Below are 26,901 nucleotides of genomic sequence, written 5' to 3' on the forward strand. Positions count from 1 at the left end.
CTTTCAATACCGTCGTTACCAATGTGCCGGGCCCGCCAATCCAGCAGTATTTCTGTGGTGCGCGGCTGGTGGATGCCCTGAGCCTGGGGCCGCTGCTGCCCAATATCGGTCTGTTTCACGTGGTCTATAGCTCGGTACAGAACAAGCAGGGCAGCGTGACCCTGTCTTTTACCGCTTGCCGCGAGATGCTGCCGGACCCGGCGCGCTATGCCGAGTGCCTGCAGGCCAGTTTCGATGAACTGGCGGCGCTGCTGCCGGAAGTCGAGCCTGCGCCACTGCCTGCCAGCCGGAAAAAGCCCCGGAAACCCCGGCGCAGGGCCGGCTGACATGCGCGTCATGATCACCGGCGCCACCGGTTTCGTCGGCTACCACACCGCCAGGGCCCTGCTGGATGCCGGTCATGAAGTCAGCCTGCTGGTGCGCAGCGTCGACAAAATGCTGGCCCTGTTCGGGGAGGACCGGGTGCACCAGGTTACCCGCGGCGATATCACCGACGCCGCCCAGGTCAGCCGCGCGCTGCAGGACTGCGATGCGGTAGTGCACTCCGCTGCCATGGTCTCAACATCGGCGGGGGATGCCAAACGGGTCTACCAGACCAACGTGGAGGGCACACGGCTGGTAGTGGGCGGCGCCATTGACCGCGGCGTTGGCCGAGTCATCCATGTCTCCAGCGTTACCGCCTTGTACGATCCCGCTGCCAGCAGCCTCGATGAGACCTCGCCCCCGGGGCGTGCCAGTAACGCCTACGGGCGATCCAAGGTGGACTGCGAGAGGTATGTGCGGGATCTGCAGGATCGCGGCGCACCCGTGCTCATCACCTATCCTGCCCAGGTGATCGGGCCCGACGACCCGGGCCTGACCGAACCCCATGTTGGCTTGCAGTTGCTGCTGAAGGGGCTGGTCCCCTGTACCTCGTCTGGTACGCAGTACGTCGACGTGCGTGATATTGCGCAGGTTCATTCCAGACTGCTCGCACAGACGCCCCCGGGCAATCGCTATGTACTCGGGGGGCACTATCTGGACTGGCGCGGGATCGCACAGGTTCTGGAGTCAGTGACCGGCCGCCACCTGCTGAAAGTGCCGCTGCCGGGCATCGCCGCCCGCATCAGCGGCCAACTCTACGACCGTCTTGGCGCCTGGTTGCCCCTGGATCTGCCCTTTGGCGCCGAGGCGATGGAGTATGCCACCCGCTGGGTAGCGCTCGATAACACCCGGGTGGAAACCGAACTCGACTTCAGCTTCCGCCCTTTGGAGGACAGCCTGCGCGATACCATCGCCTGGATGTACCGGCAGGGCCTGGTCAGCCGTCGCCAGGCGGGGCAGGCACTGGGCTGACTGGCCATTGAGCGCAGGGCCGGGAGTGTCAGCGGAGGGGGGATGATCCGGCCTCTGTTTGGCGCGTATACTGTGAATATATGCAGTGGAGCAGCGTTATGTCAGCAGCAATTTCAGAGCTTCCACCCCGTCCCCCTTTGGTTCGTCACAGTGTGACAGAGCTCGGCCGGTTCTGTCTGGAGATGGGCAGCTCCGCGCTGTTGCAGCCTCTGTCACGATTATTGCCGCGCGGTGATGGACACAGCGTGATGGTGCTGCCGGGCTTTATGGCGTCGGACGCCTCCACTGCCGGGTTGCGCCGCTTCCTCGCCGAGCGCGGCTACCATGCGTTGCCCTGGGGGCTGGGGCGCCACGGGGCCGGCGATCGGGCCCGCAGCCTGGAAGCATCTCTGGCTGCGCGAACGGAAACCGAGGACCGGGTGGCGGCGCTGGTGCAGGAAGAATTTGAGCGCAGCGGCCGCAAGCTGACCCTGATCGGCTGGAGTCTGGGTGGTCTGGTCGCCGTTGCCCTGGCCCATCGCTATCCGCAGTGGCTGCGCCAGGTCATCACCCTCGGCACACCCTATGGCGACCCCCGTGGCACCGCTTTGTACCGAATCATGGGCGGGCGCAACCCGGCTCCCGTCGACGAGGAGGCCATCCAGCGCTGGATCCGCCATGCCTACCGCGGCACCCTGCAGGTGCCGGTACTGGCCCTGTACAGCAAGACCGACGGCATTGTCGGCAGCGACATCGCCCTCTGTCAGGGAGATGCGCGCTGGGTGCGCAATGTCGCGATTCCCGCCAGCCACATCGGTTTTCCCTTCAACCCCCTGGTGCGGGCAGCCATCGCCAGGGAGCTGGCGGCAGGCGGGGAGTAGAGGTCCGCAGTCGGTAGCCGCCTGCGCGCCAGAGTGGAGATCCACTGTCACTGCCGGCAGCCGTACAGGCATTCATACCAGCCCCGGGTTTACCGCCTGTCGGGTTCCAGTGCCGCCACCGCCACCCGTATCCTCCCGGTGATACGGTAAAAAAGTAACGGGCGGTGGCTTTGCAATACGATCACGAGGTGGACTGGCTGGTGGCCGGCAGCGGCGCTGCGGGAATGACCGGGGCGGTGGTGGCGCACCAGTTGGGTGGCGCGGTGCTGGTAGTGGAGAAGGAGCCTCGCTACGGCGGTACCACCTGCAAGTCCGGCGGCGTTGCCTGGATTCCCGGTAACCACAGGCAACCGGGCATGGGTGTCGCCGACAGCACCGAGGAGGGCTGGCGTTACCTGCGCGGCCTGATCGGCAATACCGTCAGCGAGCCCCGTCTTCGTGCCTATGCGACCCGCGCGGCAGAAATGCTCGCCTTCATGATGCAACACAGCCATGTCGCGTTCACGCCTCTGCCCAGCTACATGGACTACTACCCGAAGGTCGCCGGCTACAAGTCGGGTGGTCGCTCCATGGATCCGGGCGCGTTTTCCCTGCGCACGCTGGGACCGGAAGCGGACTTTATCCGCGATGACTACTCGTCAATCATGAACTTCAATATCACCGTGCCCGAGGGGCGGCGTCTCGGGGAGATGGACCTGGGAGCGTACTGGCTGGGTTTCCGTCTTCTGGCGCGGTACTGGCTGGATCTGCCGGCGCGCCTGCGGGGCAAGCCCGATCAGCGGGTAACCCTGGGCCCCGCTCTGGTGGCGCGGCTGCGCCGCTCGTTGCTGGACCGGGATATACCGCTTTGGCTGGACGCGCCGATGCGCGAGTTACTGGTCGAGGAGGGCAGGATCTGCGGTGCCGTGGTGCTGCGCAACGGAACCGAACTCCGGGTCAAAGCGCGCCGCGGGGTATTGCTGGCCACCGGGGGGTTCGCCCACAACGCGGCCCTGCGCCAGCAGTTCCAGCAGGCGCCCATCGGCTCCGAGTGGACGGCGGCGGCTCCCGGTGCAACCGGTGATGGCATTGTGATGGGCCGTGCCCGGGGTGCCGGGCTGGACTTGATGGGCAGCGCCTGGTGGTCGCCGACCTACCGCATGCCGGACGGGCGGGTGCTGGCACTGATCGCCGGCAAGGCCTACCCGGGCTCCATCATGGTGAATCGCGCCGGCCTGCGGTTTACCAACGAGGCCCAGCCCTACGAGGACCTGGTCAAGGATCAGTATGCCAGCGAGCAACGCGGGGAGGGCGCCATACCCTGCTACCTGGTGTTCGATGCCACCTACCGCCAGCGCTATCCGGTGGGGCATATCAAGCCCGGCAAGATGACCCGGGACGAAAACCTGCCAGCGGAACTGTTCAGTTCGGGGCTGTTGACCCGGGCGGACAGTCTTGAAGCGCTTGCCGCCAGCCTTGGGGTCGACCCGCAGGGGCTCGCCGCTACCGTCGAGCGCTTCAACGCCAACGCCCGCCTGGGACGGGACCCGGATTTTGGTCGCGGCGATAGCGAACACGATCGTTACTACGCGGATCCGAAGGTGCAGCCCAACCCCTGCCTCGGCCCGCTGGAAACCGCTCCGTACTACGCCCTGCGCTGCGAGGCAGGGGATCTTGATACCAAGGGCGGCCTGCGCTGCGATGAGCACGGCCGGGTGCTGGATGAAGCCGGCGCCGTGCTTCCCGGCCTCTACGCCGCCGGCAATACCAGTGCCGCGGTCATGGGGGATACCTACCCCGGCGCCGGCGCCACCATCGGCTCGGCGATGACCTTCGCCTACATTGCCGCCCGCCATGCCTTCGCTGACCAGGGAGATACCCCATGAGCGACTACAAGTATGCCTTTCTGGAACCCGGCCGCTTTGCCCGCGGCTGGCATATCGTGGCCTTCTCCCGTGAGCTGGCGGTGGGAGAGGTGCAGCGCCTGCACTACTTCAACCGCGACCTGGTGCTGTTTCGCGGCGAGTCGGGGACGGCAGCGGTGGTCGATGCCCACTGCCCCCACCTGGGTGCCCACCTGGCCAGTGACGGCGGTCGTCTCAGTGGCGACACCATCGCCTGCCCCTTTCATGGCTGGACCTTCAAGGGTGACGGCGAGTGCGTGGCCATACCCTACGCCAGCAAGATTCCCGAGCGGGCGCGGCACGCCCTGCGCGGCTGGCCGCTGCGGGAGGCCAGCGGTTTTATCGCCCTCTGGCACGACCCGTGGAATGAGCCGCCCGAGGACTACCTGCCGGAAATCCCGGACTGGGGGCACGGAGAGGGCGGCTGGGGAGACTGGCACTTCCATCGCTCCCGTATCCGCGCCCAGCCCTGCGACGTGATCGAGAACATCGTCGATATCGCCCATTTCCCCCACGTCCATGGCGGCGAAGTGAAAGCGTTTGAAAACCGCTTTGGTGAGCGCACAGTGACCCAGCTGTCCACGGTGCAGCGCTCGGCCAATGCGCGCATGGTAATCCCGCCGGGGCTGCCTTTCGACATGGAAGCCGTGAACGAACAGGCGCTCACACAGCAGGCCGATGCCTGGGGCGATGCCACCTATCACGGCCCGGCGATCATGTATTACTACACCGAGTCGCGGGGCAAGGACGTCAGCTACAAGAGCTGGTGGGTCAACTATCACACCCCGGTCAACGACACCGAGGTGGACCTGTGCAGCGCCGTTATCGTCAGTGGCCTGGACGGACAGCCGCTGGCGGAGGAGTTCGTGCAGCAATACGCGCTGGGCGCCCACGCCGCATTTGGCTCCGACGTGGAAATCTGGAAAGACAAGATCTACCAGGCCGACCCCATCCTCTGTGATGGCGACGGCCCCATCAACAAGCTGCGGCGCTGGTATGAGCAGTTCTATCTTCCCCGTCAGGGAGCCGCGGGAGAATCCGCGAACCAGCGGGACTGAAAGCCGGGCCCGCTGGGCGCTACCGGCCCCCTGCGGTCTCCCGCGAATTCCCGGCGCGTTCCTGCACCGCCATGCGGGCGTGAAACTCAGCCAGCGCGGTGATGGGTTGCGCCCCGGGAATGACGGCAAAAGGCGCATCGGCAAACCGGGTGCCGCGCAGTTGTACCAGCAGGCTGCTGCGGTCCTCCGCCAGCACGGTGTCCCGGTAGAAGCGCTGGATATCTGCCAGTGTGGTGTCTTCGACCGCGGCGTCAAGTCTTGCGCGGGAGTCGAAAGCGTAGCGCTCCCGGTCCCAGTCCTGGAGCATGGGGGCGACTTCCTCGGCGAGGTTTTTCGGTGCCAGGCGCAGTTCGTTCAGCACGCCGTCGCGGAGCCGGCTGAATTCTGCCGCGGTTAAACTGTCCAGGGTTGCGGCGTATTCCGTCGTGAAGCGCTGCAGACGGGCGAACATGTCCACTGCGTTCCTCACCGGGGTCTGGATGTTCAGGGCGACGAAGCCGAAGTCTCCCAGCGCGCTGCCCAGGGCGCCGGCCGCGTAGCCCAGCTGTTCCTCGGTCCGCAACTGGATAAAAGCGCGGTCGCCCAGATGCGCGCCGAGTACCCGCGCCCTGGCAATGCCGGCAAATCCGGCGTCCGGGGCGAGGTAGAGATGCAGCATGCCGAGATCTTCCACCGCGGTATCTTCCGCCAACACCACTGCGGTACCGCGGCTGGGGGCGTACAGGTCGCTGCGCGCGTAAGCCGTTGCGAGGCGGTCGGGGAACAGTGAATCCAGCGTGGCGGCAAGAGCCGTGGCGTGGTCACTGGCGTAGTTCCCGAACAGGTAGCCGCGAATCCGGTTGCGGGCCAGGGTGTCGTCGATGAAATCCCGCAGTTGTTCCGCCGTGACTGCGGCGGCGGCCTCGCGCAGACTGCTGTCATCGTAATTCCCGGTGCTGACGACCCGGCGCAGTGCGGTGAACAGCTGGTCAATGGCGAAGCTGCGGCGGTTGTTGTCCAGTTGCCGCAGGAAGCGGTCACGTGCCTGCTCCAGGTCCTGGGTGCCGGGCGTGAAGCGCAGGCCGGCGAGGGCCTGCTGCAGGAATGGCAGCTGCTGGTCGGTAAAGCCCGACACGCTGAGGCGGATGCCGTCTTCCACCCCTATCCTGGCGTCCATGCCGGCAGCCCCGGCCTCGGTAAACCAGGCTTTCTGTCGCTGCTGGTACAGGTCGGCCCACAGCGCCAGCATGACGCTGCCGCGGGCACTGGCCTGCCGCACCGGCGTGTTGAAATACAGCTGGGTAAAGCCCCGCGGCTGATCGGCAAAGTACTTGCTGCCCTGCAACCAGAGTTCCATGCCGTTGCTGTCCACCACGAGGGTCGGTTCCGTGGCGGCGCTGTGCAAGCTGAACTCTCCGGGCAGCAGGGTGTTGCTGGCTGGCAGCGTCAGGCCGGCTTTTGCAGCCGCTGCCAGCTGCTCCGCCGCCGGGTGCAGCACCAGTGGCCGGATCTGGTAGCGCCCGGCGAAGAACTCCAGTTCGGCCTCCGCGGGCTCTTCCCGGGAGACATACCACACCCGCAGGGTGGCAGGGGTCAGCTGCGCCATGACGGCGTCCACGGCTGCCCGGTCGAAACCCTCGAAGCGGAAGGCGGCGTCCACCGCATGCTGGACGGGGTAGTACTGCATGGCCTGGGCGAGGTTGGCGACATAGTCAAAGTCGCGTTCGCGCTCCAGGAACCGGAAGGCGTTGTCCAGGGAAGCCCTGAATTCTCCGGCGTAGTGGTCGGGGACGCCCTCGGCGCGGAGTTGTTCGATATACCCGAGAATCAGCTTGACCATGGTGCCCCGGTGCGCCATGCCCGCACTGGTCACGTCGACCCGGATGCTGAATACCCCGTAATTGCCATAGCTATCCGGGTACGTGGATACGGTGAGATCGCTGGCCCAGCCGCGCTCCTCGAACAGCGCGGCGGGCGTGCCCGGCATCTTGGATCCGAGAATGTAGGCCAGGTACTGGTTGGGCTTGCTGCGGAACTGGTCGCGATTGTTCTTGATGAGGAAGTCGACGCTGAGCTGGCGCAGATCCTCCTGCGGCTGGTAATGGACAAGCTGGCCGCCGATGCGGTCGAGGTTCAGTGTGGCGGATACGCCTGGCCTGGCGATGGCCTTGTTTTCGATGCCGCCGAAGTGGCTGCGGGCGAGGATGCGCATTTCCGCCAGGGGCATGGGGCCGACCAGCACCAGTTTCATGATATTGGCGGAGTAGTAGCGCTGGTAAAAGTCCAGGGTGGCGGCATGGAGGCTGGAACCGGGCTTGTCCGCGAGTGCCGCCAGGTTGCCGTCCAGGAAGCGGTTGGCGGGGTGGTCGCCGAGCATTGACCGGTCCAGCTGGAACATGCCGTCAGAGTCCATGGCGCGGTGCATGGACCACTCGGCGTGCACGGCATTCTTTTCTTTCTCAATGTACTCCGGGTCCAGCAGGGGCTTGCGAAACACGGAGGAAAACCGGTCCAGGGCTTCGATATAGTGCGCCGCGGGTATTTCGAACATGTAGTTGGTCACATCCAGCCAGGTGTAGGCGTTGTGGATGCCCCCGTGCTGGTTGGTGAAGCTCATGAAGCCGTCCGGCTCAGGGTAGTCCTCTGTCGCCAGCAGCAGCATGTGCTCCAGGAAATGGGCCATGCCCTGGTAGTCCATCGGGTCCTGCAGCATGCCTACACCGACGCTCAGGGCCGCCGAGGCGTTGGCAGCGCCCGGATCCGACACCAGCAATACCTCAAGTTCGTTGTCCAGGGTGAAACTGGCGTACTCGCGGTGGTCGCCGGGACTGGTTATGATCCGCTGCTCCGCGCCGGGCTGGGGGTCATCCGGCAGTGCCGGGGAGGCGCCGGGCTGGCATCCCGCCACCATACCCATGGCGCTGCCTGCCAGCACCAGGATGGCAGCAATGGCGAAGCGCTGGAGGGGCATGCAAGGCACCGTGAGTGGACGGGGGAAGAGGACCTGTGCCGGACCGGACAATCGGGCACCGGGCGGCGGGGGAATATCAAGCCCCGGAGCGACCGATCTTTAACTGTACGAGCACATTGAAACGGATGTTAGTATTGTTCCGAGATAAGTAAAACCCCTGGATAAGGATGAAACGCTTGGCTGAGCACTATTTTCTGGCTCGTCAGCCTATTCTTGACCGCGACCTGAAGCTGTTCGCCTACGAGCTGCTGTTTCGGGTTTCAGGTACGAACAGTGCGCCGCAGGATCTGGACTCAGTGTCAGCGACTGCGCAGGTTCTTACCAATGCGATGGAGATAGGCCTTGAACGACTGTCCCGCGGACACCTGACATTCATCAACCTGCCCCGGGAGTTTCTGCTGGACCCCACCTTGCTGCCGCTCGATCCGGTCAGGGTCATGCTGGAAATTCTGGAAGATGTCACTCCGGACGAGGAAGTGTTGGCCGGAGTCCGTGACCTGCGTGAAAACGGATTCAAGATCGCCCTTGATGACGTGGTGGATGCGGAGGTATATGAGGCACTGCTGCCGTTGGTAGATACGGTCAAGATCGACATCAAGGAGATGCCGGCGGAGAACTGGAGCGCGCAGATTGCCAGGGTGAAGGCGCATGGCTGTCGGGTGCTTGCGGAGAAAGTCGAGACCGAGGAAGAGTTCAACCAGCTGAAAGACCTGGGCGTGGACTACTTCCAGGGCTACTTTTTTGCCCGCCCCCGAATAGTGAGCGGCAAGCGTCTGCCAAGCAACAAGATTGCGCTGTTGAGCCTGCTGTCGAAGCTCAATGACCCGGATACCGATGTCGATGAACTGCATCTGCTGATCAGCCAGGACGTCGGGCTGAGTGTGCGCGCCCTCACCTACGTCAATTCCGCAGCCACCGCGCTCAATCGCAAGATCGAATCGGTCAGGGAGGCGGTGATCTTCCTGGGCCGTGAACTGATTCGCAACTGGGTCGTGCTGTATATCATGAGCGGGATCGCGGGCAAGGCCGACGAAATCGTGACCCTGGGCCTGATCCGCGGCCGCGTTTGCGAGCTCCTGGCGCAGCGCTGCAGGTTCGCAGGCCCGGACCAGTTTTTCACCGTAGGTCTGTTTTCGGTTCTGGACGCCCTGCTGGATGTCACCCTGGCTGATGCACTGCAACACCTGTCGCTGCCCCGGGATCTGCGAGAGGCCCTGATAAGGCACTCGGGCGATAAAGGGAATGCCTTGCAGTGTGCCCTGCGGCTTGAAGCGGGTGAGGCGGGCTCGGTTGTGTTTCGTGATATGGATGAGCGGGAGTTGGGGGAAATCTACATCGAGGCAGTGGAATGGGCGGATGTCGCTGCCCGGCAGGCGGGGCTGGACTGAGCCGGAGAGCGCTATTGCTGGCCGTGGCCATGAGGTAAGTTTGAGCACCTGTACCTGTACCTGTACCTGTACCTGTACTCGAGCGACCCGGTTTCCCTCGCAACTTGTACGACTGGTCGTACAAACATTCGAATTGCTTAACTTAAATAATAAAACCAGTTAGTTACAGTCTATATATCGAGTCATATCGAGTTATATCGAGAAAGATATGGGCGGTACTGTTGGCCTGGATTGGCACTGGCGTACAATGTCAAGATCAGGTACTTATTATTGTACGTGCAGGTGCCCGATGGATGTGATGAGTTATTCCGCTTTTCGTCGCCAGCTGGCGTCCACGCTGGACCGGGTCAACGATGACCGCAAGCCGGTTCTCATTACCCGGCAAACGGGGCGTCCGGCAGTGCTGGTGAGCCTGCAGGATTACCAGGCCTGGGAAGAGCTGGCACATCTCACGCGCAGTCCGGCCAATGCCGCCAGCCTCAACCAGGGTATCGCCGAGGTGGTAACCGGGGAGGAGGTCCAGGGCGACCTGTTCGAGCTGTGAAACTGTACTGGTCCCACGGTGCCTGGGCGGATTACCAGTACTGGGCCCGGCACGATCCGCTTATCCATGCCCGTATCAACGAGCTGGTCACGGCCATCCAGCGGCAGCCCGAGAGTGGCCCTGGGGCGCCGATAGCGCTGCGGGCTGCGTGGACGGGTTTCTGGTCGCGCCGTATCGACGCCAGGCACCGGCTGGTGTACAGGGTCCAGGGCAAGCGCCTGAGCATTGCCCAGTGCCGCTATCACGATGGTCACTTCCTGTCGCGGGAACTGGCCTCGGAGGCACTGTTCAATCCCAGAAGGCCGTAGTTCCCTGCCCGAGTGCGTACCCCCGCAAGCCTATGAATAGTTGAACTGGCGCGCATCCAGTACCGCTGCTGGCTGGATTGGCGTAGTGCCGGGACCGGCTGCTGGTTAGTATTTCTCCCCGTTGCCATCGACTGCAGTGCCCGCGGACGACCGCGGGATGACGGGGCTTTGGACTCCACCACGGCCTACAGGGAGCGCGCCACCCCATGAACGAAACAGTGCCAAGCGAGTTGTCCAGCGCCGAATTCGGCTTCCGCTACGGGCCGACCGCGCTGGTTACCGGCGCCTCGTCGGGAATCGGCCATGCCTTTGCCACTGAGCTTGCCGGGCGTGGTCTTGACCTGCTGCTGGTGGCGCGCCGGTCCGACCGCCTGCGCGCTCTCGCCGCGGAGCTGGAACAGGCCCACGGTGTCGCGGTCCAGGTCTGCGCCGCCGATCTCGCTGCTCCCGGTGCCGTGGACCAGGTCATCGACGCCGCTGCGGGGCGGGATATCGGGCTGCTGGTCAGCAACGCCGGGTTCGGCCTCAAGGGCGCACACCAGGACAATGACCCGGCGCGGATGACCGCCATGTTGCAGGTAAACTGTGCCGCACCGCTGCAGCTGACTCACCGTTTGCTGCCAGGGCTGCTGCGGCGCGGGCGCGGCGGCATTGTCATTACCAGTTCGGTCGAGGGCCTGATGGGTGTTCCGTACTCCGCGGCCTACGCCGCCAGCAAGGCGTTTACCAACAGCCTGGGCGAGTCCCTGTGGGGGGAAGTCTCGCCCCGGGGCGTTGATGTGCTGGCCCTCTGTCCCGGTAGCACCGCTACCGAGGCCCACGCCCTGCAAGGGATTGACAGCGCCACCCTGGAGGGAGTGATGTCGCCTCAGGCCGTGGTCCTGGAGGCGCTGGCCAACCTGGGGAACGGGCCGGTATATGTTGCCGGTGAGCAGAATCAGGCCATGTTCACCGCGCTCACGGGCATGCCGCGCCGGGAGGCGCTGCTGCAGATGGCGGCCAACATCCGCGCCGCGCTGCTGCCGTCAGGAACCCGTCCGTGAGCGGCCCGGGCCTGGACACGCTGCTCGCGGAGCGCGCTGTCTATCGCCAGCTGGTGCAGGTAGCCCGCGGCATGGATGCCCGCGACTGGGACGGGCTGCTGGCGCTGATGACTGCCGATGTCACCGCCGATCTCGGCACTGGCAGCCTGTCGGGAGGGGCTGAAATCATCGCCCTGCTGCGCTCGTTCCTGGATGCCTGCGGTCCTACCCAGCACCTGCTGGGCAACGTGCTGATTGACGTCGATGGGGATACCGCGCGCAGCCGGGCTTACGTCAGCGACATGCACCTGGGTGCAGGCGCCCGCGAGGGCCTGACTTTCTGCACCCTGGGCGACTACCACGACCAATGGCGCCGGGAAGACGGGGAGTGGAAGCTCTGCCACCGCAGCAAGCTGAACCGGGGCCATATCGGCTCGTTCGCCGTGCTCGGCCCGGGTCCCGACCACTGGCGGGCCTGATGCTGGCGGCTGCCGGGGCCCCGCAGGCTCAGGTCGCGGGACGCTCGGGCAGCGCGAAGGCGAGATACCGGTCCCCGGTGGGGGTGCCCAGCTTGCCGCCGCTGGCGGTGATGGCAATGTACTGGCGGCCGTCGATGGCATAGGTTGCCGGGGTGGCGTAACCACCTGCGGGCAGCTGGTATTCCCACAGCAGGCTGCCATCGGCCTTGTCAAAGATCCGCAGTTTTTCATCGGAGCTGGCGGCGATGATCAGCAGCCCCCCCGCAGTGACGACCGGGCCGCCGAAATTGCGGGTGCCGGTAGGCGGGATTCCGCGCGCGGTCAGGGCCGCGTACTCCCCCAGCGGCACCTGCCAGCGGATCTTGCCCGAGACAAAATCAATGGCGGTGAGCGTCCCCCACGGCGGCTTGATGGCGGGGTAGTACTCGGCGTCAACGAAGTCCCGATAGCCCGCAAACACGTGCACGGTTTCGGTGGTGGTAGCGCCGTCACCGCTGTCCTGCCCCGCGCCCAGTTCGCCCGCACTGTAGGCGAACAGGTAATCCACGACCGCTTCCCGTTCGTGGTGTGACAGGTGGCTGAAGGGCATCATCCTGCCCTTGCCGGTAGTGGTGATGGCAAAGGCCTCGCGTTTGCTGAGGCGCTGCTCCACCCCGGTGAGCGGCGGCGCGTACGGGTAGAAGCCCTCCAGATTCACGCCGTGGCAGCCGCTGCACTGCTGCCGGAAGACGAATTCGCCGACTCCCATGGTGGAGCCCCGGGCAACTTCCACTGCTTCCATGCGCAGGATGTTGGGGGCGTTGGTGGCGTTGATATAGTACAGGTTGCTGGCCGGATCGAAGGCACCGCCGCCCCAGTTGGCGCCGCCGTAGAAACCCGGCAGCAGGATGCTGTTTCTCAGGCCGGCGGGGCGCAGCCAGGCCAGTTCATGCGCTTCGTCCCAGACCCGGTGCGCGGCCGCGTTGGCTTCCGCGGAAAGGTCGGTCAGGTCATCCGCTGTCATGTGCTGGCGGGCGAAAGGTTCGGGCAGCGTCACGCGCGGCTGGGTCGGATAGCTGTAGACCCCGTCAATATCCGAGCGCGGTACCGCCACTTCCTCGATCGGGAATGCCGGCTCGCCGCTGTCGCGGTCCAGCAGGTAGACCACGCCCTCCTTGGAGGCCTGGGCTACCAGGTCGCGGGACTGCTCGCCTGCGGTGACGGTGACCAGCGTCGGCGCCGAGCTGAGGTCGCGGTCCCAGAGATCGTGATGCACACTCTGGAAATGCCAGCGGCGCTCCCCGGTGCGGGCGTCCAGGGCCAGCAGGGTGTTGCCAAACAGGTTGGCGCCGGGACGGCCGGAGCCGTCAAAATCCGGTGCCGGCGAACCTGTAGGCACGAACACCAGCCCCCGGCGCTCGTCCACGCTCATACCGGCCCAGGCGTTGGCGCCGCCGGCGCTGTCGCGGGCGCCCTCGGGCCAGGTGTCGGCGCCGAACTGGCCGGGTTTGGGGATGGTGTGGAAGGTCCATGCCAGCTTGCCGCTGCGTACGTCATAGGCGCGGATGTCACCGGGGGCGGAACCTGCGGTTTCGGTGACCGCCGAGCCCATGATGATCAGGTTGTCGAAAATGACACCCGGTGAGGGGGCGTTGATACTCACCAGTTCCGGATTGCGCCCCAGGCCCTCGCGCAGGTCGACGCGGCCGTCCCGGCCAAAGCTGCGGATCAGCTTGCCGCTGGCGGCGTCTAGGGCCATCAGGAAGTGGCCGGTGCTGAACAGGATGCGGGCGCCATTGCCGTCGCGCCAGTAGCTGACGCCGCGCATGTTGGACATGCCAACGTGCTCCTGCGGCGGGCTGAAGGCCCACAGTTCCCGGCCGCTGGCGGCGTCCACCGCGAACACGTTATGTAATGGGTTGCGGCCGTAGAGCACGCCATCCACCACGATCGGGTTGACCTGCAGTTCCGAGCTGGGGGGCAGGGGTTCGCCGCCGGCGCTGGCGTACTGCCACGCCAGTTCCAGTTCCGCGACATTTCCGCGATGGATCTGGTCCAGAGCCGAGTAGTGGCTGTTGCCCTGGTCGCCGCCGTAGGTCCGCCAGCCGCGATAATCCTGTGCTGCAGCAGGCGCCCCGGCCAGCGCCGCGAGGGACAGCAGCAGGGCAGCGGGGGCGCGGAAGCCCGGCAGGCTTGCCCTCATTTGCGGCGCACGAGTTTGGCGGTAGAGGATGCCGTTGCCGCGACCACGCCCTCGGCGTTGATCAGTGTGCCCTCGATGAAGGCAATGCTGCGACCGCTCTTGATGACCTTGCCGTGTGCAGTGATGCGACCGGCAAGCGTGGGCTCAAGAAAGCTGACCTTGAGTTCCAGTGTTGGCAGGGCCACCACATCGGTTGCCTGCATGAACACGGCGTGGGACATGGCGGCGTCCAGCATTGCAGTGACATTCCCGCCCTGCACGACGTTCACCGAGTGGCAGAACTGTTCACTGATATCGAACTCCAGCTCCGCGGTGCCGGCCTCGCTGTCGAAATCCAGCAGGCGGGTGTTGAGAATCTGCAGGCAGGGCGGCAGGTGTTTATTGGCCCTGGCGATGCGTTCTTGCTTGGTCACGGTTGTCCCTTGTCAGTGGGGCCGCACGGGGCAGTGAATCAGCGCTTGCCCCACTGCAGCAGATTGAAAATGGAGTAGGACGGGTCCGACGGGCCGGGCTTGCCGATATGGGCGCCCTTGATAATCGGGTTGTCCAGGTTGACGATGGACGGCTGGTGCAGGTTGGCCCAGTCCGCGTCCACCGCGCGGTAGGTGAATTTCCAGACACCGTTGCGTTTCTCGTAGCGGTCAAAATAGCGGCCGCCGATCAGCAGGTCAAATGGCCCCTCGTCGGTACGGATCTTGTGGAAGGCAATGATGTAGACCTCGCCCTCGGCGCGGTCGCCGTCCAGCTTGATATTCACCGTGGTGACGTTGTGGTGCAGGATCTCCATATTGGCCTGGATATCCGGCAGGGTGTCGATGAATTCCATCGCCAGACCCTTGAAGAACGAGCCGTGGTCGTCGATGGCATCTTCGTGGTAGAGCGAGCGGAATTTCTCGTTGTCGTGGCGGTCGGCGGCGTTGCAGTAGGCGTTGATCAGCTCCATGATCGCCTGCTTGTCGAGCAGGGCCTGCAGCTGTTGTTCGAGGTTCTGGTCCATGGGCGTGGTCTCCGGCGGCATGAGAGTGGAACCCGGTTGCAACAATGGCGCCCGCAGGCGCCATTGTCAGACCGGGTGATCAGAACTCGTAGGTGGCCTCGACCCCGTAAGTGCGCGGGTCACCGTAGTAGCTGGCGGTCCAGATCCCGAACGGAATGGTGTTGATCCGGTACTCCTTGTCCAGCAGGTTCTTGCCCCAGAGCGCGAACTTCATCGACTGGCCGTCGCCCACCGGTACGTTGGCCAGGGTGATGCGGCCATTGAACAGGCTGTAGGGCTTGACCTCTGAGGTCGCGTTCTGGAACGGCTCGATGTAGGGTGCGTGGCGGTCCACGAACTCGTAGTCGAGGCGCGCGGTCAGGTCACCCCAGCTGCCGGAGGCAACGCTGTATTCCGCCGAGAGGGCGGCGCTGTTCTGCGGCGCATAGGGGAAGTCCTTCTGGTCCTTTACATCCACGCCATTCTCGATGAATTCGCCGTAGCTGGGGTCCAGGTAGCCGTAGCTCGCCGAGAGCTCCAGTTCCGGTATGGGGAGAGCCACCAGCTCCACCTCGAAGCCCTGGATGGTCGCCTCGCCCGCGTTCTGGACGATGGAGGCGGCGCTGCTGCCGGCAACGAAGATCGACATTTGCATGTCGGTCGAGTCGTTGTAGAAATACGCGCCGTTGACCTGCAGGCGATTGTCCAGCCAGCGCGACTTAATGCCCAACTCGTAGGAGAGTATTTCTTCTGCATCATAGGGCGTGGTGAAAGCCGACTCGAAGGGGGCTTCGCCATTGAAACCGCCGGACTTCCAGCCCTTGGCAACCTTGCCGTAGAGGTTGACGTTGTCACTGGCATCCCAGGCGGCGACAAAGGTTGGCGAGACGTCGTTGAAGGTCTCCTTGGCCTGGCCGGAGAAGGGTGCCGGGTTGCCCATGGCATCGACATCATTGGGGTGGTCGATGTAGGTGTCCTTGGTTTCCTCCGTCCAGCGCAGGCCCAGGGTCAGGGTCAGGCGGTCCTCGAATACAGCTGCTGCCGGACGCCAGTCGACCTGGCCGAAGACGGCGAACGAGTCGTTGTCAAAGCCGTAGCGGTTGTTCGAGGTCGGAGCGCCGAAGGCGCCGAAGAAGCTGATCGGGTTGAATACATCGGACTCTTCCTCGAAATAGTAGAGGCCGAGAACGTAGTTGGTGCGATCGGTAGTGCCGATCATCTGCAGTTCGTGCGAGGTCTGGTCGTAGTCGATGAACCGGGCTGAGGTGAACAGGTTCACCGGGGAGCCGTCGATGTCGATGTCATCGTCCCAGCTCAGCTTGCGCGTATTGCCGATATAGCGCAGGGTCACGTCACCGAGAGCGCCCCAGGTGCCGGCGTCATAGTCCGCGAACAGGGATTGAGAGATGGATTTGGAGCGTTCGAACTTGGCCTGGTCCAGACTGGCGCTGTCGCGGTTTTCGTTTTCACCGGTGACATAGGGCGCCAGCAGGGCATTGACACCCGTGGGGTCGTTGGGGTCCAGGTAGGTCAGCTGATTCTTTGAGGGTGCCAGGTCCAGGTCGCTGTAGTCCCAGGTATAGCGCACCGAGAAGCGGTCGGTCATGTCCCACAGGATGTCGTAGCGGCCGACCCGGTTGTCGAGGTTGTTGAACTCGTCAATCAGGACCGGATTGGCCAGCGGATTGCCGAAAGGGTCGTTGACGTTGTCGTACAGCCCGTCGCGTTTGCGCACAGAGGCGGTCAGTTTGGCCATGATCTCGCCGGCGCCACCGAGTTCCAGTGCCGGTGTGTCGACCGTGGCGTAGACAGTGCGCAGGTCGTAGTTGCCGGCCCCCGCCCGCAGCTTGCCGCCCAGCTCGCCGGTGGGCTTGCTGGTAATCAGGTTGACGGCACCGCCGACCGTGTTCTTGCCGTACAGGGTGCCCTGGGGCCCGCGCAGCATTTCCACCCGCTCCAGCTCGGCGATGTCGAAGATGCCGCCGACGTTCTTGCCGATGAATACGCCGTCCAGGTAAATGCCCACGGTGGGCTCCCAGGTGATGGCGGGGTTGATGGTTGCGGAGCCGCGGATGGCGATGGTCGCAGCCGAGGTGTTGGAGGGTGAGCGGGTGATCTTGACATTGGGAACCGAAGTGCCCAGGTCATCGATATTGCTGACGCCTTTCTGTTCCAGGGCATCCGCATTGAAGGCCGCGATCGAGATCGGCGCGTCCTGCAGGGTCTGCTCCCGCTTCTGTGCGGTTACCACGACTTCTTCCAGCCCCTGGGCCATCAGGCTGGCGCTACCGGCGCCAATACAGGCGGCCACGAGCAGGGTTATGGGTTTGCGTGCGTACATGGAGAAAAACCTCTCTTGGTATTGTGGTCAAATACGGGCGGTCACCTTAGTGCCACCCCGGTTCAGCTGCATACCTTGTTTGAGGTATGCACTTCCGCCGCGCTTCCGCGCGGCGGGGATACGGATTGCCGCGCCGCCGGTGCCTGTGTACATTGGTAGCTGATCATCAGGCTGCTTGCCAGGTAACCCCATGGAGTTCAAGGATTATTACCAGACGCTGGGCGTCGCGCCGGACGCCGAAGTCAAGGATATCAAGATTGCCTACCGCAAGCTTGCTCGCAAATACCATCCGGACCTGAATCCGGACGCCGGTGCGGAGGACAAGTTCAAGGAGGTGGCGGAGGCCTGGGAGGTGCTCAAGGACCCCGGCCGGCGGGCGGAGTATGACGAGTTGCGCCGCTACGGCGGTCGCCCGGACCAGCAGTTTGAGCCGCCGCCGGGCTGGGAGTCATCCGCTGGCGCCGGGTTCCAGCAGTTTGAAGGGGACTTTTCCGACTTCTTCAACAGTATTTTTGGCGGGGGATTTCACCACCGGGAGCAGGCGGCCGGGCGGGGTCGCCCGGGGCAGGATATCGAAATCGAGTTGCCCCTGTTTCTGGAGGAAACGCTGGAGGCTGTCAGCAAGCCCATAGAGTACCGCATACCAGTGGTCGTGGATGGTCAGTTGCAGGAGCTGAAAAAATCCCTGAAAGTCACCATTCCGGCCGGCATCAGTGACGGCGAGCGCATTCGCGTCCGCGGCCAGGGCGCTCCCGGACGCGGCGAGGGAAGCGCGGGAGACCTCTATCTGCATGTGCGCCTGGTGCCGCACCCGCTGTTCGATGTGGAGGGTCACAACCTGCTGGTGACAGTGCCGATTGCACCCTGGGAGGCGGCGCTGGGGGCGAAAATCACGGTCCCGACCCTCAGCGGCAAGATCAGCCTGACCGTTGCGCCCAACAGCCAGTCAGGGCAGAAGCTGCGAGTCACCGGCAAGGGCCTGGCCAGCCGGGCGGGGCGCGGTGACCTGTTTGCGGTGCTCAAGGTGGTCATGCCGAAAGACAGTCCCGCGTCTGTCCGGGCACTGTGGCAGCAGCTGGCGGAACAGGCCGCCTTCGATCCGCGGGCAGAGTGGGGTAAGTCAGCATGAATGACATTGCATTGAGAATTTCCCTGGGGGAAGTGTGCGAGTGTGAGCAGGTCTCCCGCCAGTGGTTGGTCACAATGGTGGAGCACGACATCGTCATCCCTGTATCGGTCGCCGGTGAGGTGGAGGACTGGATGTTCGATACCCGCAGCGTACCCTGGATGAAGCGGGCCATACGCCTGCACCGGGACCTGGAGCTGGACTGGGTCGCCATTGCCATGATTCTTGAACTGCAACAGCAGCGTGAGGAGTTGCTGGTGGAAAACCGCTGCCTGCAACAACGCCTGCAGCGGTTCCTGGTTGAGGGCTGAACGCCCGCGAGGTCAGCCGAAGACGTAGAATGCCATCTTGTTGCCGTCGGGATCGCGCACATAGGCACCGTAGAACATGTCCGGCATGCGCTGGCCGGGTTCGCCATCGCAGGTGGCGCCCAGGCTGATCGCCTTGTGGTACAGCTTGTCGACGTTTTCCTTGGTCCCCGCGCTAATCGCAAACATGTTGCCGTTACCCGGGTGCGGATCTTCTCCGTTGTAGGGAATGCAGACTGCCAGCATGGGCTGATCCATGCCCTTGCCGATCATGGCAATGCGGTCCATGTCCATGATCACGCTGGCGCCGAGGTCGGCGAGCAGGTCGGCGTAGAAGGCCTTGGCCTTGGCCATGTCCTTGACGCCAATAGTGATGTATCCGATCATTTTTCTCTCTCCTTGCAGGTGCGGCATCCAAAAGCCGGGCCTCAGGATAGCGGAATTGCGGGCATTGGCCTATGCCCCTTTTCAAGGTCCAATTTGCGCTATCATGCCCCCTCAGCGGCAACAGGATAGGGCGGTTAACCATGCAGAGCCCGGTGGGTGTTTACGGTCAGGTCAGGGGCTTTCTCCTCAATGAGTTGTGGCGGCCGGATCTGGCGCAATTGTCCTGGCTGCAGCAGCTGGCCTACAAGACCATTCGCTTCCTGTTCGTGCTGATCCGGGAAATCTCCCAGGGGCAGCTGACCCTGCGCGCCATGAGCCTGGTCTACACCTCGCTGCTGTCGATGGTGCCGCTGCTGGCGGTCAGCTTTTCGGTACTCAAGGCTTTCGGGGTTCACAACCAGATCGAACCCTTGCTCTACAACCTGGTGCAGCCACTGGGTGAGCAGGGCAATGAAATCGTGCTCAACGTGCTGGGTTTTGTCGAGAACATGAAGGTCGGGGTGCTGGGCTCGGTGGGAATGGCACTGCTGCTGTATACCGTGGTGTCCTTGATCCAGAAGATCGAGGTGTCCTTCAATTACGTGTGGCATGCGAAAGCGGCGCGGCCACTGTCCCGGCGCTTCAGCGACTACCTCAGCGTGATCATGGTGGGCCCGGTGCTGGTGTTCTCGGCCATGGGGCTGACCGCGTCCATGATGAACAGCAACATCATGCAGGCGGTGATCAGTGTCGAACCCTTTGGCAGCCTGCTGCTAATGATCTCCAAGCTGCTGCCCTTCATGCTGGTGGTACTGGCATTCACCTTCGTCTATATGTTCGTGCCCAATACCCGGGTGAAGTTCGGCTCGGCGCTCATGGGCGCCCTGGTTGGCGGTGTGTTGTGGCAGGGGACGGGCCTGGCATTCGCCCAGTTTGCCTCGGGCTCCACCAAATACGCGGCTATTTATTCCGGCTTTGCCATCCTCATCATGTTCATGATCTGGCTCTACCTGAGCTGGCTGATACTGATGATTGGCGCCCAGGTGGCCTTTTTCCACCAGTATCCGGAGCGAGTCCGGCTGACGGACAAGCGGATTCCGCTCAGTGGCCGCTTCCGTGAGCAACTGGCGCTGCTGGTCATGTACCGGGTGGCCGACGTATTCGTGCACCGGGGCATGCCCCTGAGCCTGGACAAGTTGGCCGACCAGCTGCGGGTGCCGCTGGACCGGGTCGGGGAAGTCGTACAGCTGCTGCAGGACCGGGAGTTGCTGGTGGAAACCGCGAGCGAGCCGCCCGAGTACCTGTTGGGCCACGATCCGGCGACCCTGGGCATGGCCCAGCTGCTGGGCTCAATCCGCAGCCCCCGCGGAGAGCAGGCCCTGCTGGAAGGGCGGGTGGCATCGGAGCCGCTAGTGGACGACATGCTGGGCCGGATGGACCAGGCGGTCAACGAGGCGCTGGGTGACGTCACCCTGCGCGACATGGTCACCAGTGAAGCCGCAAGTCCGGCGGCGCCGGCCTGATCAGTTGCCCGGCAGAATCCCCGCGCTGATGATGTAGTCCAGCAGGGGGTAGTGCTCCAGCAGCCAGGCGGCTCCCTCGCGTTCAATGGGTCCCTGGCGGCCGCCGCGCATGCCGCCGCCGGCCTCTTCGCCGTACAGCGCATACAGTTTCTCCACCACATCCATGCCGGCGGTCACCTGGCCGAAGGGGGCGAAGCCGTCCGCATCCAGCCGTGAGTTGTCGCCGAGGTTGACATAGACCTGGGTGGATCGCGTACCCGGCCCGGTCATGGCGAAGCCGATGCTGCCCGCGGTGTTGCTGGCATTGACCGGGTCATCGGCCATGCCGTTGTCCTTCCAGACTGCGGTGACCGCCGGATCGGGATTGAGGCCGAACTGGGCGATATAACCCGCTACCACGCGGTTGACAGGCACCCCGTCATAGAATCGGTTCTTTACCAGTTGGTAGAAGCGGTCCGCGCCCAGTGGCGCCCATGCCCGGTCGACGCTGATCTCGAACGCGCCTTCGGTGGTGATGAACCGTGCGACGTAGCTCTCCGGGGCCTGTTCACGCCACACAGGGTGCGCCGGATTCAACAGGACGCCTTGGTCGATCGGATTCGCGGCGGCGTCGGTGGCTGCCAGCAGTTGCGCCAGGTACGGTCCCCAGATCGTCGGCCGGGAATGGGTGCTGTGTCCGCGGGTCAGGGTAGTGATCGGCAGGACCACCGCCCGGGCATTGGCAATCCGGGCAGTTTCCTGCTCCAGGATACCGAGCTCCGGCGGGTTGACCTGGTCATCCGCGGAGTTGATGGCGAGCAGCGGCGCGGTGATGTCTTCCAGATGCGGCGCCGGATTGTAGAAGCGCGAGGCGTCGAAGGCGTAGATCAGGTCGTTGGCGTCGATGCTGGAACGATAGCGCTCCACCAGCTTGTCCATCATCTCTTCTGCCGCCTCCCGGGTCGGGGCCTCGAGCTGGTACTGCAGCGGGCTGGACACCATGAACAGCAGGGCATACATAGCCTCCTTCAGGCCGGGCGGTTGCTCCTCATAGTTGCCGTCCAGCCACAACGGGTCATTTTGCACCGCGTCGATCATCATCTTGCGGGTCATGCGGTTGCGCCCGGCGATCTCCACCGGCAGGCTGGCCAGCGGCAGCAGGGCGTCCATAAAGTCCGGATAGGTATAGCCCCAGATCCAGCTCATCATCCCGCCCATGGAGGTGCCGGTCACCAGCCGCAGGTGGTCAACATCCAGGTGCTCGGTCAGCAGCCGGTACTGGGCCCGGACCATGTCGTCGTAGGTGTATTCGGGAAACCCGGCGCGCAGGCCATCGCTGGGTTTGCTGGACTGGCCGTGACCGATCGCGTCCGGGAGGATAATGAAGTACTCGGAGGCGTCCAGCAGCTGGCCCTTCCCGAACAGTACGTCGGCAAAGTTGTCGCTCAGAAAACCGCCGCCCTGGCCGGTAGTGCCGTGCATGATCAGCACCGCGTTGCTGACCCTGCCATCCGGGCCGCGGCGGGGACTGCCGAGCGTGCGGTAGTGTTGCCGGAGGTCCAGCACGGAACCGTCATCAAAGGCGAAGGATCCGAGAATGAAGCTACCTTCCGCCGGCTCCGGGTAGTCCGAGGCCGTGGCGGGTAGCGCCAGCAGGACGCACAGTGTAAGAAGAGTAAGGTGGCAACTGAACCGGAGCAAGGTGAGAGGCATGGGGCGTTCCTGTGGGCAATGTCGAGGACGTGCTCTTCCCCGCATCAAAGCCCATCCCCGGGCTCATGTCCATGCCCGCGTTGCTGGCGGCTAGCCGACGGAAACGATCTCCACCTCGAAGGTCAGGTCCTTGCCCGCCAACGGATGATTGGCGTCCAGCGTAACCGCTTCTTCAGTCACATCGGCGACCTGCACCGGCACGGCGCGGCCATCGGGGGTTTGCATTTGCAGCATGGTGCCCACATCCAGCGGGATATCGGCGGGAATCTGGTCGCGCGGGACAGTTTGCTTCGCCTCCGCCTGGTAATCGCCATACGCCTCGGCAGCGGGAATGGTCACGGTCTTTTGCTCGCCGGCGGTCATGCCGTCGATCGCCTGGTCCAGGCCCGGGATGATCTGCCCCGCGCCGAGCTGGAACTCCAGCGGGTCGCGCCCCTCGGAGCTGTCGAACACCGAGCCGTCCTGCAAGGTGCCGGTGTAGTGAATGCGTACGGTATGGCCCGCTGTCGCTTGCGTCATGGGGTTTCCTTTCGAGTGGGGGATGAATGGAAGAGGTGCACTGGTTTGCGCCGTGACTCAACGTAAATGGTGCCCGCTGGGGTTATGAATGTAAACCCCGGGGTCCAGGACTCGGTCCGTTACCAGCACAGGTGGCATCTCGGGCCGTTGGGAGGTTGGACCACCCAGGCACACCGCAGTCGTAGCGTGCAGCGAACCCGATTTGCTAAACAGCATCAATTGGGTTATACAGGCCCGATCGAAGAGTTGGATTCTTGAAAGCAAGGGGGTTTCATGCGTGTGAATAATGGGGCGGTTTCAAGCAAAAAGGACGGATTGGGACTGAAGGCACTGGTGCCAGTCCTGTTCTTGATGTCTGTCGTGCAAATGGCCAGCGCGCAGATGATACCGGCGAATGCATCGCGGACGATATTGCTCTCGGGCACCATCGGCGCTGAATCCTCCGTCGCCTATCACCCCGGCTTTGATCAGTATTACAGTGCGGGCATTGGCAGTACATCCCAACCCGGGTATGTCAGCGACAGCTCGGGAAATCTAATACAGACACAGAGTCCCTTGAACATTGACGTGCGGTCGATCAACTTCAACCCCAACACCGGGTTGATGGAGGTGGTAACCTTCAACGCGGTCTCAGGTGGACCCGACCGGGGGGTGATTGAGGCGCAGCTGGACGGTTCCGGTTTATACACCGGCGGCACCGCGACCTTGCTCGCCTCCATGCCCGGCAATGTCGGCAGCCAAAGCATGCCAGCCTATGACCCGGTACGGGACAGGTTCTACTCACGTGGGGCTGGCAATACCGTGAATATTGTCGCGAGGTCAGACGGCAGTTTGCTCGGGACGATTACTCTGGATTTTGCAACTGCAGGCGTTATCTCCGCAACAGGTGAGGTGTTGGGGTTCTCGTCAACGAATGATCGGTTTGTGGTGACGGACTCCGGGAATGACACTGCGGTGATTTTCGACCTTAACGGGGATTATCTCGGCACATCGGCATTGGATGTTACAGTGCCGTCGACGTACGGGGTGGGTGTTGCCAATGGCCAGCTTTTCGTGCGGACGCCGTCTGGCTACCAGGGATTTGACGTTGGCCTTGCAGTGTCTGCCGAAGCGACAGCCATTCCGACTCTCGGTGTCTATGGGTTAATCCTTACTGGCCTTGGCTTGCTGATGGTGGCGGTGCGTCGGCTCTCCAGGAAGTAGTGTCGGCGCCGACCAATCGTGTCGCGTGAAAGGCAGGTCTCGATCCATTCCGGACCACATCCGGTCTGATCATAAAGCAAACCGGCGTCAGCTTGCGCCCACGAGCGGGATTTTCGACCACACTGAGTTGGAATCCCGCTTTCGACCCACCTCTGCCGGTCGCTCACCAAAGTATCAGTAATTTTTACACAATGTGAAATATATTTGCTGCAGACTGCTTTGGTTTCGTCAAATAATCTAGAATTTTCAGTAGCTTAAGTATATTTGGCGCGACAATTGCGGCATGCTCAGACCTGTATTCTGCGGTGCGGCGTCCGCAACAGTGATCTACGACGAATCAATCGACGGAGACGCACCATCGGCCGGTGGATCGAGTCTAGTGGGGGCCAAGGTCGATACGCTTGGCTTAGGAGTAAACGAAATCTTGGCATTGACTACGCGTACGGCGACGGTTCCAACACCCGCCACCCTCGCCCTTTTCGGACTCGGCCTCGCCGGACTTGGCTGGTCACGCCGCAAGACAGCATAAACAGAACTCTTGATATGCAGCTCCGGCAATGACACCGCGGTGATTTTTGATCTGATCGGGGATTACCCCGGCACATCGGCACTGGATGTTGCAGTGCCGACAGCGTGCGGGGTGAGTGTTTTGCCAATGACCAGCTTTTCGTGGCGACGCCGTCTGGCTACCAGGGCTTTGACCTCGGCCTGTCATCATCTGGCGACGCGACAGCCATTCCGACTCTCGGTATCTATGGGTTAATCCTTACTGGACTTGGCTTGCTGATAGCGGCGGTACGTCGGCTCTCCAGGAAGTAGTGTCGGAGTGCTATTGACAGTGTATCGACCAACTTGACACGTTCCAGTTGGAGAGTGGCTTTCGAAAGAATTGGAGATGGTGTGGAGGCAGGTAGCCAGTTACGCTCATGGATCTGATCCACCAAGTGGGTGAAAAACACTGTACCTCAGACGCCGCATCTCATGTTAGCTATTCAATTCATGTTTGATGTAGTCTTGTCGGCGTCGACCAATCGTGTCGCGTGAAGGGCGGGTTTCGACCCAAAGCCGCCGTTTACTGAAAGTGGTGAGTCATGGTTTCTAATGAAGTCCAGTTACCTCAGATGGACTTGGAGTGCGAATAGCCAACATATTGATTTTATGATAAAAATATTTTTTCTCGGATTCGATGCTCGAGCTAACCGGAACGGTGTTATACGGCCCGGTCTGGTTAATTCGCTGTTGAACCGTACAGGTACATCATGAAGTTTGAGCTCGAAACACATCATCGAAATATACCTGACGAAGAGCTAATTGAGGATTTGATTCGTGTCGCGAAGGAGATAGATCAGGATAAAGTCACAATCGACCAGTACAACGAAAGAGGTAAGTTTCATAACACCACTTTCAATCGTCGGTTTGGCTCATGGTTTAAGTCCTTAGAAAAAGCAGGCCTTAGTAAAACTAGAAACTTGAATATTTCAAATGAAGAGTTATTCGAAAATCTTATTGAAGTATGGATGAGCCTTGGTCGTCAGCCTAAATATAATGACTTGACCAAAGATAAATCAAAATTTTCGTCCGGTACTTACGAAAAGAGGTTTGGCGGCTGGCGTAAATCACTTGAAGCATTTGTTGCTTGGGTAAATGATGGTGCGGTGCCAGAATTGCCTGTCACATCCCCAAGTATGTCAACTCGCAGAACTCCGCGTAATATTAATTGGCGGTTGCGTGCTATGGTCTTAATGAAGGATGGAGCTACTTGCAAGCTATGCGGTGCTACGCCACGAGATGGCGCAAAATTGCACGTTGACCATATTACTCCGTGGGCAGAGGGCGGAGAAACGGTCTTCGAAAACCTTCAGATACTTTGCGAGAAATGCAACATAGGTAAAAGCAATGTTCAGGTCTAAAAAAGCGGCTAACAAGGCCAGCCAGAGGGACACAATAACCGCCGCTTCGCTCTGGTTTTCGTGCCCCTGCTGGCGGCGTTAGCGAGTGTCCGCTCTTGGCCGTAGGTGGCGGCTCTGGAGTTGAGATGGCGCTCTAAAAGAGAGCAGCTTGTCCTAAAAGCGGCCTCTCACGCTATGCTGCTACTGACTTTGGTTTAAAAATTGGCTCGTGTGTAACATTAGACAATCGCACCGAGAATAGAGATGAAATGCATGAGATTTTTCGTCCGCACACTAGCGGTGCTGATCGTATCGACCGCTGCGATCGCCGCCTACAGTTATTACATCTCCCGCCCCGTCGTGGACACCAACTGGGACGCCGCGCCGCCTCAGCTCATCGCAGATCCTGCTTTGGCGCTAACGTTCGCACGTACGGCCTCGTCCATTATACGGATCACCCGGCATAAAGGTGACGATGTCGAGGGAGTCGACATCACTGCTGGACTCGGCGACACCAGCGATCTGATCGAAGCTTACGCCCGGCTGGGCTACGAGGGCCTTGCTGCAATAACTGGCAAAACGGTCAGCATCCCGGTTCATGACCTGCTGCTGCCAGTGGACTTCCACTACCCTCACATCGCGGTTGGCGCAAATTATAACGAGCATGCTGAAGAGGTTTACCTGAACGACCCGCCATTCCTGTTTCCGAAGCTGGCAAGGGCGAGCGTGTGGAACGACCCGGTAACCTTCCACCCACGGCTAGACTTCGAGGCCGAGCTTGCAATGGTACCGCTTGCTGATATCGACTCTCCCGATGACCGTGTTGAATATGCTCTAGTGCTTTGCAACGATTTCACTGATCGCTGGACCCTCCTACGCCAGCTTGATTTTAGCGAGCCGATGGGCACCACGGGCTTCGCGTCTGGCAAAGGTCGACCCACTTTCCTGC

Annotated in this window: 25 protein-coding genes; 17 read left to right on the plus strand and 8 right to left on the minus strand. The window is 62.5% G+C overall.

All coding sequences use genetic code 11. The features are described from left to right. From RJQ10_RS03925 to RJQ10_RS03945, 5 genes are all read left to right on the plus strand, one after another. Positions 1-326: WS/DGAT domain-containing protein (locus tag RJQ10_RS03925; protein WP_350143834.1), on the plus strand; the 326-nt coding region annotated here is incomplete at its 5' end. Between the two features lies 1 nt (position 327). Further along, entirely contained in the window at positions 328-1,335 is a 1,008-nt protein-coding gene (locus tag RJQ10_RS03930) for an SDR family NAD(P)-dependent oxidoreductase (protein WP_350143836.1), read from the plus strand. A 182-nt stretch (positions 1,336-1,517) separates the two neighbouring features. Next, complete coding sequence (locus tag RJQ10_RS03935) at positions 1,518-2,195, plus strand: esterase/lipase family protein (protein WP_350143838.1); 678 nt, start codon at positions 1,518-1,520, stop codon at positions 2,193-2,195. A gap of 170 nt (positions 2,196-2,365) precedes the next feature. After that, the gene (locus RJQ10_RS03940) at positions 2,366-4,060 is read left to right on the plus strand and encodes an FAD-binding protein (protein WP_350143840.1); all 1,695 of its coding nucleotides are present in this window, start codon (positions 2,366-2,368) and stop codon (positions 4,058-4,060) included. Further along, positions 4,057-5,136: a Rieske 2Fe-2S domain-containing protein gene (locus RJQ10_RS03945; RefSeq protein ID WP_350143842.1), complete on the plus strand. Its 1,080-nt coding sequence runs from the start codon at positions 4,057-4,059 to the stop codon at positions 5,134-5,136. The genes RJQ10_RS03940 and RJQ10_RS03945 overlap by 4 nt, the downstream gene beginning before the upstream one ends. Before the next feature lie 19 nt (positions 5,137-5,155). On the opposite strand, the gene RJQ10_RS03950 is transcribed toward RJQ10_RS03945, so the two are convergent. Next, positions 5,156-8,086 (minus strand): insulinase family protein, encoded by a 2,931-nt coding sequence (locus RJQ10_RS03950; protein WP_350143844.1) that lies wholly within the window; start codon positions 8,084-8,086, stop codon positions 5,156-5,158. Positions 8,087-8,262: 176 nt separating this feature from the next. Here RJQ10_RS03950 and RJQ10_RS03955 point away from each other — a divergent pair, with 176 nt between their 5' ends. The 5 genes from RJQ10_RS03955 to RJQ10_RS03975 all read left to right on the plus strand — a co-directional run bounded on the left by RJQ10_RS03955 (position 8,263) and on the right by RJQ10_RS03975 (position 11,827). After that, on the plus strand, positions 8,263-9,474 hold the full coding sequence (locus RJQ10_RS03955) for an EAL and HDOD domain-containing protein (RefSeq protein WP_350143846.1): 1,212 nt from the start codon (positions 8,263-8,265) through the stop codon (positions 9,472-9,474). A 289-nt stretch (positions 9,475-9,763) separates the two neighbouring features. Further along, complete coding sequence (locus RJQ10_RS03960; protein WP_350143848.1) at positions 9,764-10,018, plus strand: type II toxin-antitoxin system Phd/YefM family antitoxin; 255 nt, start codon at positions 9,764-9,766, stop codon at positions 10,016-10,018. Further along, complete coding sequence (locus RJQ10_RS03965; RefSeq protein WP_350143850.1) at positions 10,015-10,326, plus strand: Txe/YoeB family addiction module toxin; 312 nt, start codon at positions 10,015-10,017, stop codon at positions 10,324-10,326. The genes RJQ10_RS03960 and RJQ10_RS03965 overlap by 4 nt, the downstream gene beginning before the upstream one ends. A 206-nt stretch (positions 10,327-10,532) precedes the next feature. Then, positions 10,533-11,369, plus strand: coding sequence for an SDR family NAD(P)-dependent oxidoreductase (locus RJQ10_RS03970; RefSeq protein ID WP_350143852.1), 837 nt, complete (start codon positions 10,533-10,535; stop codon positions 11,367-11,369). Then, positions 11,366-11,827 carry a nuclear transport factor 2 family protein gene (locus RJQ10_RS03975; protein ID WP_350143854.1) on the plus strand — a complete coding sequence of 154 codons (462 nt, stop codon included), beginning with the start codon at positions 11,366-11,368 and terminating at the stop codon, positions 11,825-11,827. Before RJQ10_RS03970 ends, RJQ10_RS03975 begins: the two co-directional genes overlap by 4 nt. Before the next feature lie 28 nt (positions 11,828-11,855). Here RJQ10_RS03975 and RJQ10_RS03980 read toward each other — a convergent pair whose 3' ends face one another. The 4 genes from RJQ10_RS03980 to RJQ10_RS03995 all read right to left on the minus strand — a co-directional run bounded on the left by RJQ10_RS03980 (position 11,856) and on the right by RJQ10_RS03995 (position 17,326). Then, entirely contained in the window at positions 11,856-14,009 is a 2,154-nt protein-coding gene (locus RJQ10_RS03980; protein ID WP_350143856.1) for an outer membrane protein assembly factor BamB family protein, read from the minus strand. Next, a complete protein-coding gene (locus RJQ10_RS03985) occupies positions 14,006-14,422 on the minus strand; it encodes a PaaI family thioesterase (RefSeq protein WP_350143858.1) in 417 nt (138 codons plus the stop codon). The genes RJQ10_RS03980 and RJQ10_RS03985 overlap by 4 nt, the downstream gene beginning before the upstream one ends. A gap of 38 nt (positions 14,423-14,460) precedes the next feature. Beyond that, positions 14,461-15,006, minus strand: coding sequence for a nuclear transport factor 2 family protein (locus tag RJQ10_RS03990; RefSeq protein WP_350143860.1), 546 nt, complete (start codon positions 15,004-15,006; stop codon positions 14,461-14,463). Between the two features lie 79 nt (positions 15,007-15,085). Then, complete coding sequence (locus RJQ10_RS03995) at positions 15,086-17,326, minus strand: TonB-dependent receptor (RefSeq protein WP_350143862.1); 2,241 nt, start codon at positions 17,324-17,326, stop codon at positions 15,086-15,088. A 190-nt stretch (positions 17,327-17,516) separates the two neighbouring features. Here RJQ10_RS03995 and RJQ10_RS04000 point away from each other — a divergent pair, with 190 nt between their 5' ends. Together RJQ10_RS04000 and RJQ10_RS04005 are read left to right on the plus strand one after the other, a co-directional pair. After that, entirely contained in the window at positions 17,517-18,455 is a 939-nt protein-coding gene (locus tag RJQ10_RS04000) for a DnaJ C-terminal domain-containing protein (protein WP_350143864.1), read from the plus strand. Next, positions 18,452-18,763, plus strand: coding sequence for a chaperone modulator CbpM (locus RJQ10_RS04005; RefSeq protein ID WP_350143866.1), 312 nt, complete (start codon positions 18,452-18,454; stop codon positions 18,761-18,763). Before RJQ10_RS04000 ends, RJQ10_RS04005 begins: the two co-directional genes overlap by 4 nt. Before the next feature lie 12 nt (positions 18,764-18,775). On the opposite strand, the gene RJQ10_RS04010 is transcribed toward RJQ10_RS04005, so the two are convergent. Next, complete coding sequence (locus RJQ10_RS04010) at positions 18,776-19,147, minus strand: VOC family protein (RefSeq protein WP_350143868.1); 372 nt, start codon at positions 19,145-19,147, stop codon at positions 18,776-18,778. A gap of 140 nt (positions 19,148-19,287) precedes the next feature. On the opposite strand from RJQ10_RS04010, the gene RJQ10_RS04015 reads away from it, so the two are divergent. Next, entirely contained in the window at positions 19,288-20,649 is a 1,362-nt protein-coding gene (locus RJQ10_RS04015; protein WP_350143870.1) for a YihY/virulence factor BrkB family protein, read from the plus strand. On the opposite strand, the gene RJQ10_RS04020 is transcribed toward RJQ10_RS04015, so the two are convergent. Both RJQ10_RS04020 and RJQ10_RS04025 read right to left on the minus strand, forming a co-directional pair. Beyond that, a complete protein-coding gene (locus RJQ10_RS04020; protein WP_350143872.1) occupies positions 20,650-22,341 on the minus strand; it encodes an alpha/beta fold hydrolase in 1,692 nt (563 codons plus the stop codon). Positions 22,342-22,431: 90 nt separating this feature from the next. Continuing rightward, positions 22,432-22,860: an FKBP-type peptidyl-prolyl cis-trans isomerase gene (locus tag RJQ10_RS04025; RefSeq protein WP_350143874.1), complete on the minus strand. Its 429-nt coding sequence runs from the start codon at positions 22,858-22,860 to the stop codon at positions 22,432-22,434. 273 nt (positions 22,861-23,133) lie between these two features. On the opposite strand from RJQ10_RS04025, the gene RJQ10_RS04030 reads away from it, so the two are divergent. The 4 genes from RJQ10_RS04030 to RJQ10_RS04045 all read left to right on the plus strand — a co-directional run. Further along, positions 23,134-24,063: a hypothetical protein gene (locus RJQ10_RS04030; RefSeq protein ID WP_350143876.1), complete on the plus strand. Its 930-nt coding sequence runs from the start codon at positions 23,134-23,136 to the stop codon at positions 24,061-24,063. A 283-nt stretch (positions 24,064-24,346) separates the two neighbouring features. Beyond that, entirely contained in the window at positions 24,347-24,592 is a 246-nt protein-coding gene (locus tag RJQ10_RS04035; RefSeq protein ID WP_350143878.1) for a PEP-CTERM sorting domain-containing protein, read from the plus strand. 730 nt (positions 24,593-25,322) lie between these two features. Beyond that, positions 25,323-25,973, plus strand: coding sequence for a homing endonuclease associated repeat-containing protein (locus RJQ10_RS04040; RefSeq protein WP_350143880.1), 651 nt, complete (start codon positions 25,323-25,325; stop codon positions 25,971-25,973). Between the two features lie 252 nt (positions 25,974-26,225). After that, on the plus strand, positions 26,226-26,901 hold a 676-nt coding region (locus tag RJQ10_RS04045; protein ID WP_350143882.1), incomplete at its 3' end, for a hypothetical protein.

Source organism: Haliea sp. (assembly GCF_040222615.1).
In the GTDB taxonomy this organism is placed as follows: Bacteria; Pseudomonadota; Gammaproteobacteria; order Pseudomonadales; family Halieaceae; genus Haliea.

Coding starts and splice junctions, on each gene's coding strand:
- RJQ10_RS04015 (WP_350143870.1), top strand. CDS start 19,288: ATGCAGAGCCCGGTGGGTGTTTACGGTCAGGTCAGGGGCTTTCTCCTC.
- RJQ10_RS04025 (WP_350143874.1), bottom strand. CDS start 22,860: ATGACGCAAGCGACAGCGGGCCATACCGTACGCATTCACTACACCGGC.
- RJQ10_RS04040 (WP_350143880.1), top strand. CDS start 25,323: ATGAAGTTTGAGCTCGAAACACATCATCGAAATATACCTGACGAAGAG.
- RJQ10_RS04005 (WP_350143866.1), top strand. CDS start 18,452: ATGAATGACATTGCATTGAGAATTTCCCTGGGGGAAGTGTGCGAGTGT.
- RJQ10_RS04010 (WP_350143868.1), bottom strand. CDS start 19,147: ATGATCGGATACATCACTATTGGCGTCAAGGACATGGCCAAGGCCAAG.
- RJQ10_RS03935 (WP_350143838.1), top strand. CDS start 1,518: ATGGGCAGCTCCGCGCTGTTGCAGCCTCTGTCACGATTATTGCCGCGC.
- RJQ10_RS03945 (WP_350143842.1), top strand. CDS start 4,057: ATGAGCGACTACAAGTATGCCTTTCTGGAACCCGGCCGCTTTGCCCGC.
- RJQ10_RS04020 (WP_350143872.1), bottom strand. CDS start 22,341: ATGCCTCTCACCTTGCTCCGGTTCAGTTGCCACCTTACTCTTCTTACA.
- RJQ10_RS04000 (WP_350143864.1), top strand. CDS start 17,517: ATGGAGTTCAAGGATTATTACCAGACGCTGGGCGTCGCGCCGGACGCC.
- RJQ10_RS03950 (WP_350143844.1), bottom strand. CDS start 8,086: ATGCCCCTCCAGCGCTTCGCCATTGCTGCCATCCTGGTGCTGGCAGGC.
- RJQ10_RS03990 (WP_350143860.1), bottom strand. CDS start 15,006: ATGGACCAGAACCTCGAACAACAGCTGCAGGCCCTGCTCGACAAGCAG.
- RJQ10_RS03930 (WP_350143836.1), top strand. CDS start 328: ATGCGCGTCATGATCACCGGCGCCACCGGTTTCGTCGGCTACCACACC.
- RJQ10_RS04030 (WP_350143876.1), top strand. CDS start 23,134: ATGCGTGTGAATAATGGGGCGGTTTCAAGCAAAAAGGACGGATTGGGA.
- RJQ10_RS04035 (WP_350143878.1), top strand. CDS start 24,347: ATGCTCAGACCTGTATTCTGCGGTGCGGCGTCCGCAACAGTGATCTAC.
- RJQ10_RS03995 (WP_350143862.1), bottom strand. CDS start 17,326: ATGTACGCACGCAAACCCATAACCCTGCTCGTGGCCGCCTGTATTGGC.
- RJQ10_RS03980 (WP_350143856.1), bottom strand. CDS start 14,009: ATGAGGGCAAGCCTGCCGGGCTTCCGCGCCCCCGCTGCCCTGCTGCTG.
- RJQ10_RS03970 (WP_350143852.1), top strand. CDS start 10,533: ATGAACGAAACAGTGCCAAGCGAGTTGTCCAGCGCCGAATTCGGCTTC.
- RJQ10_RS03960 (WP_350143848.1), top strand. CDS start 9,764: ATGGATGTGATGAGTTATTCCGCTTTTCGTCGCCAGCTGGCGTCCACG.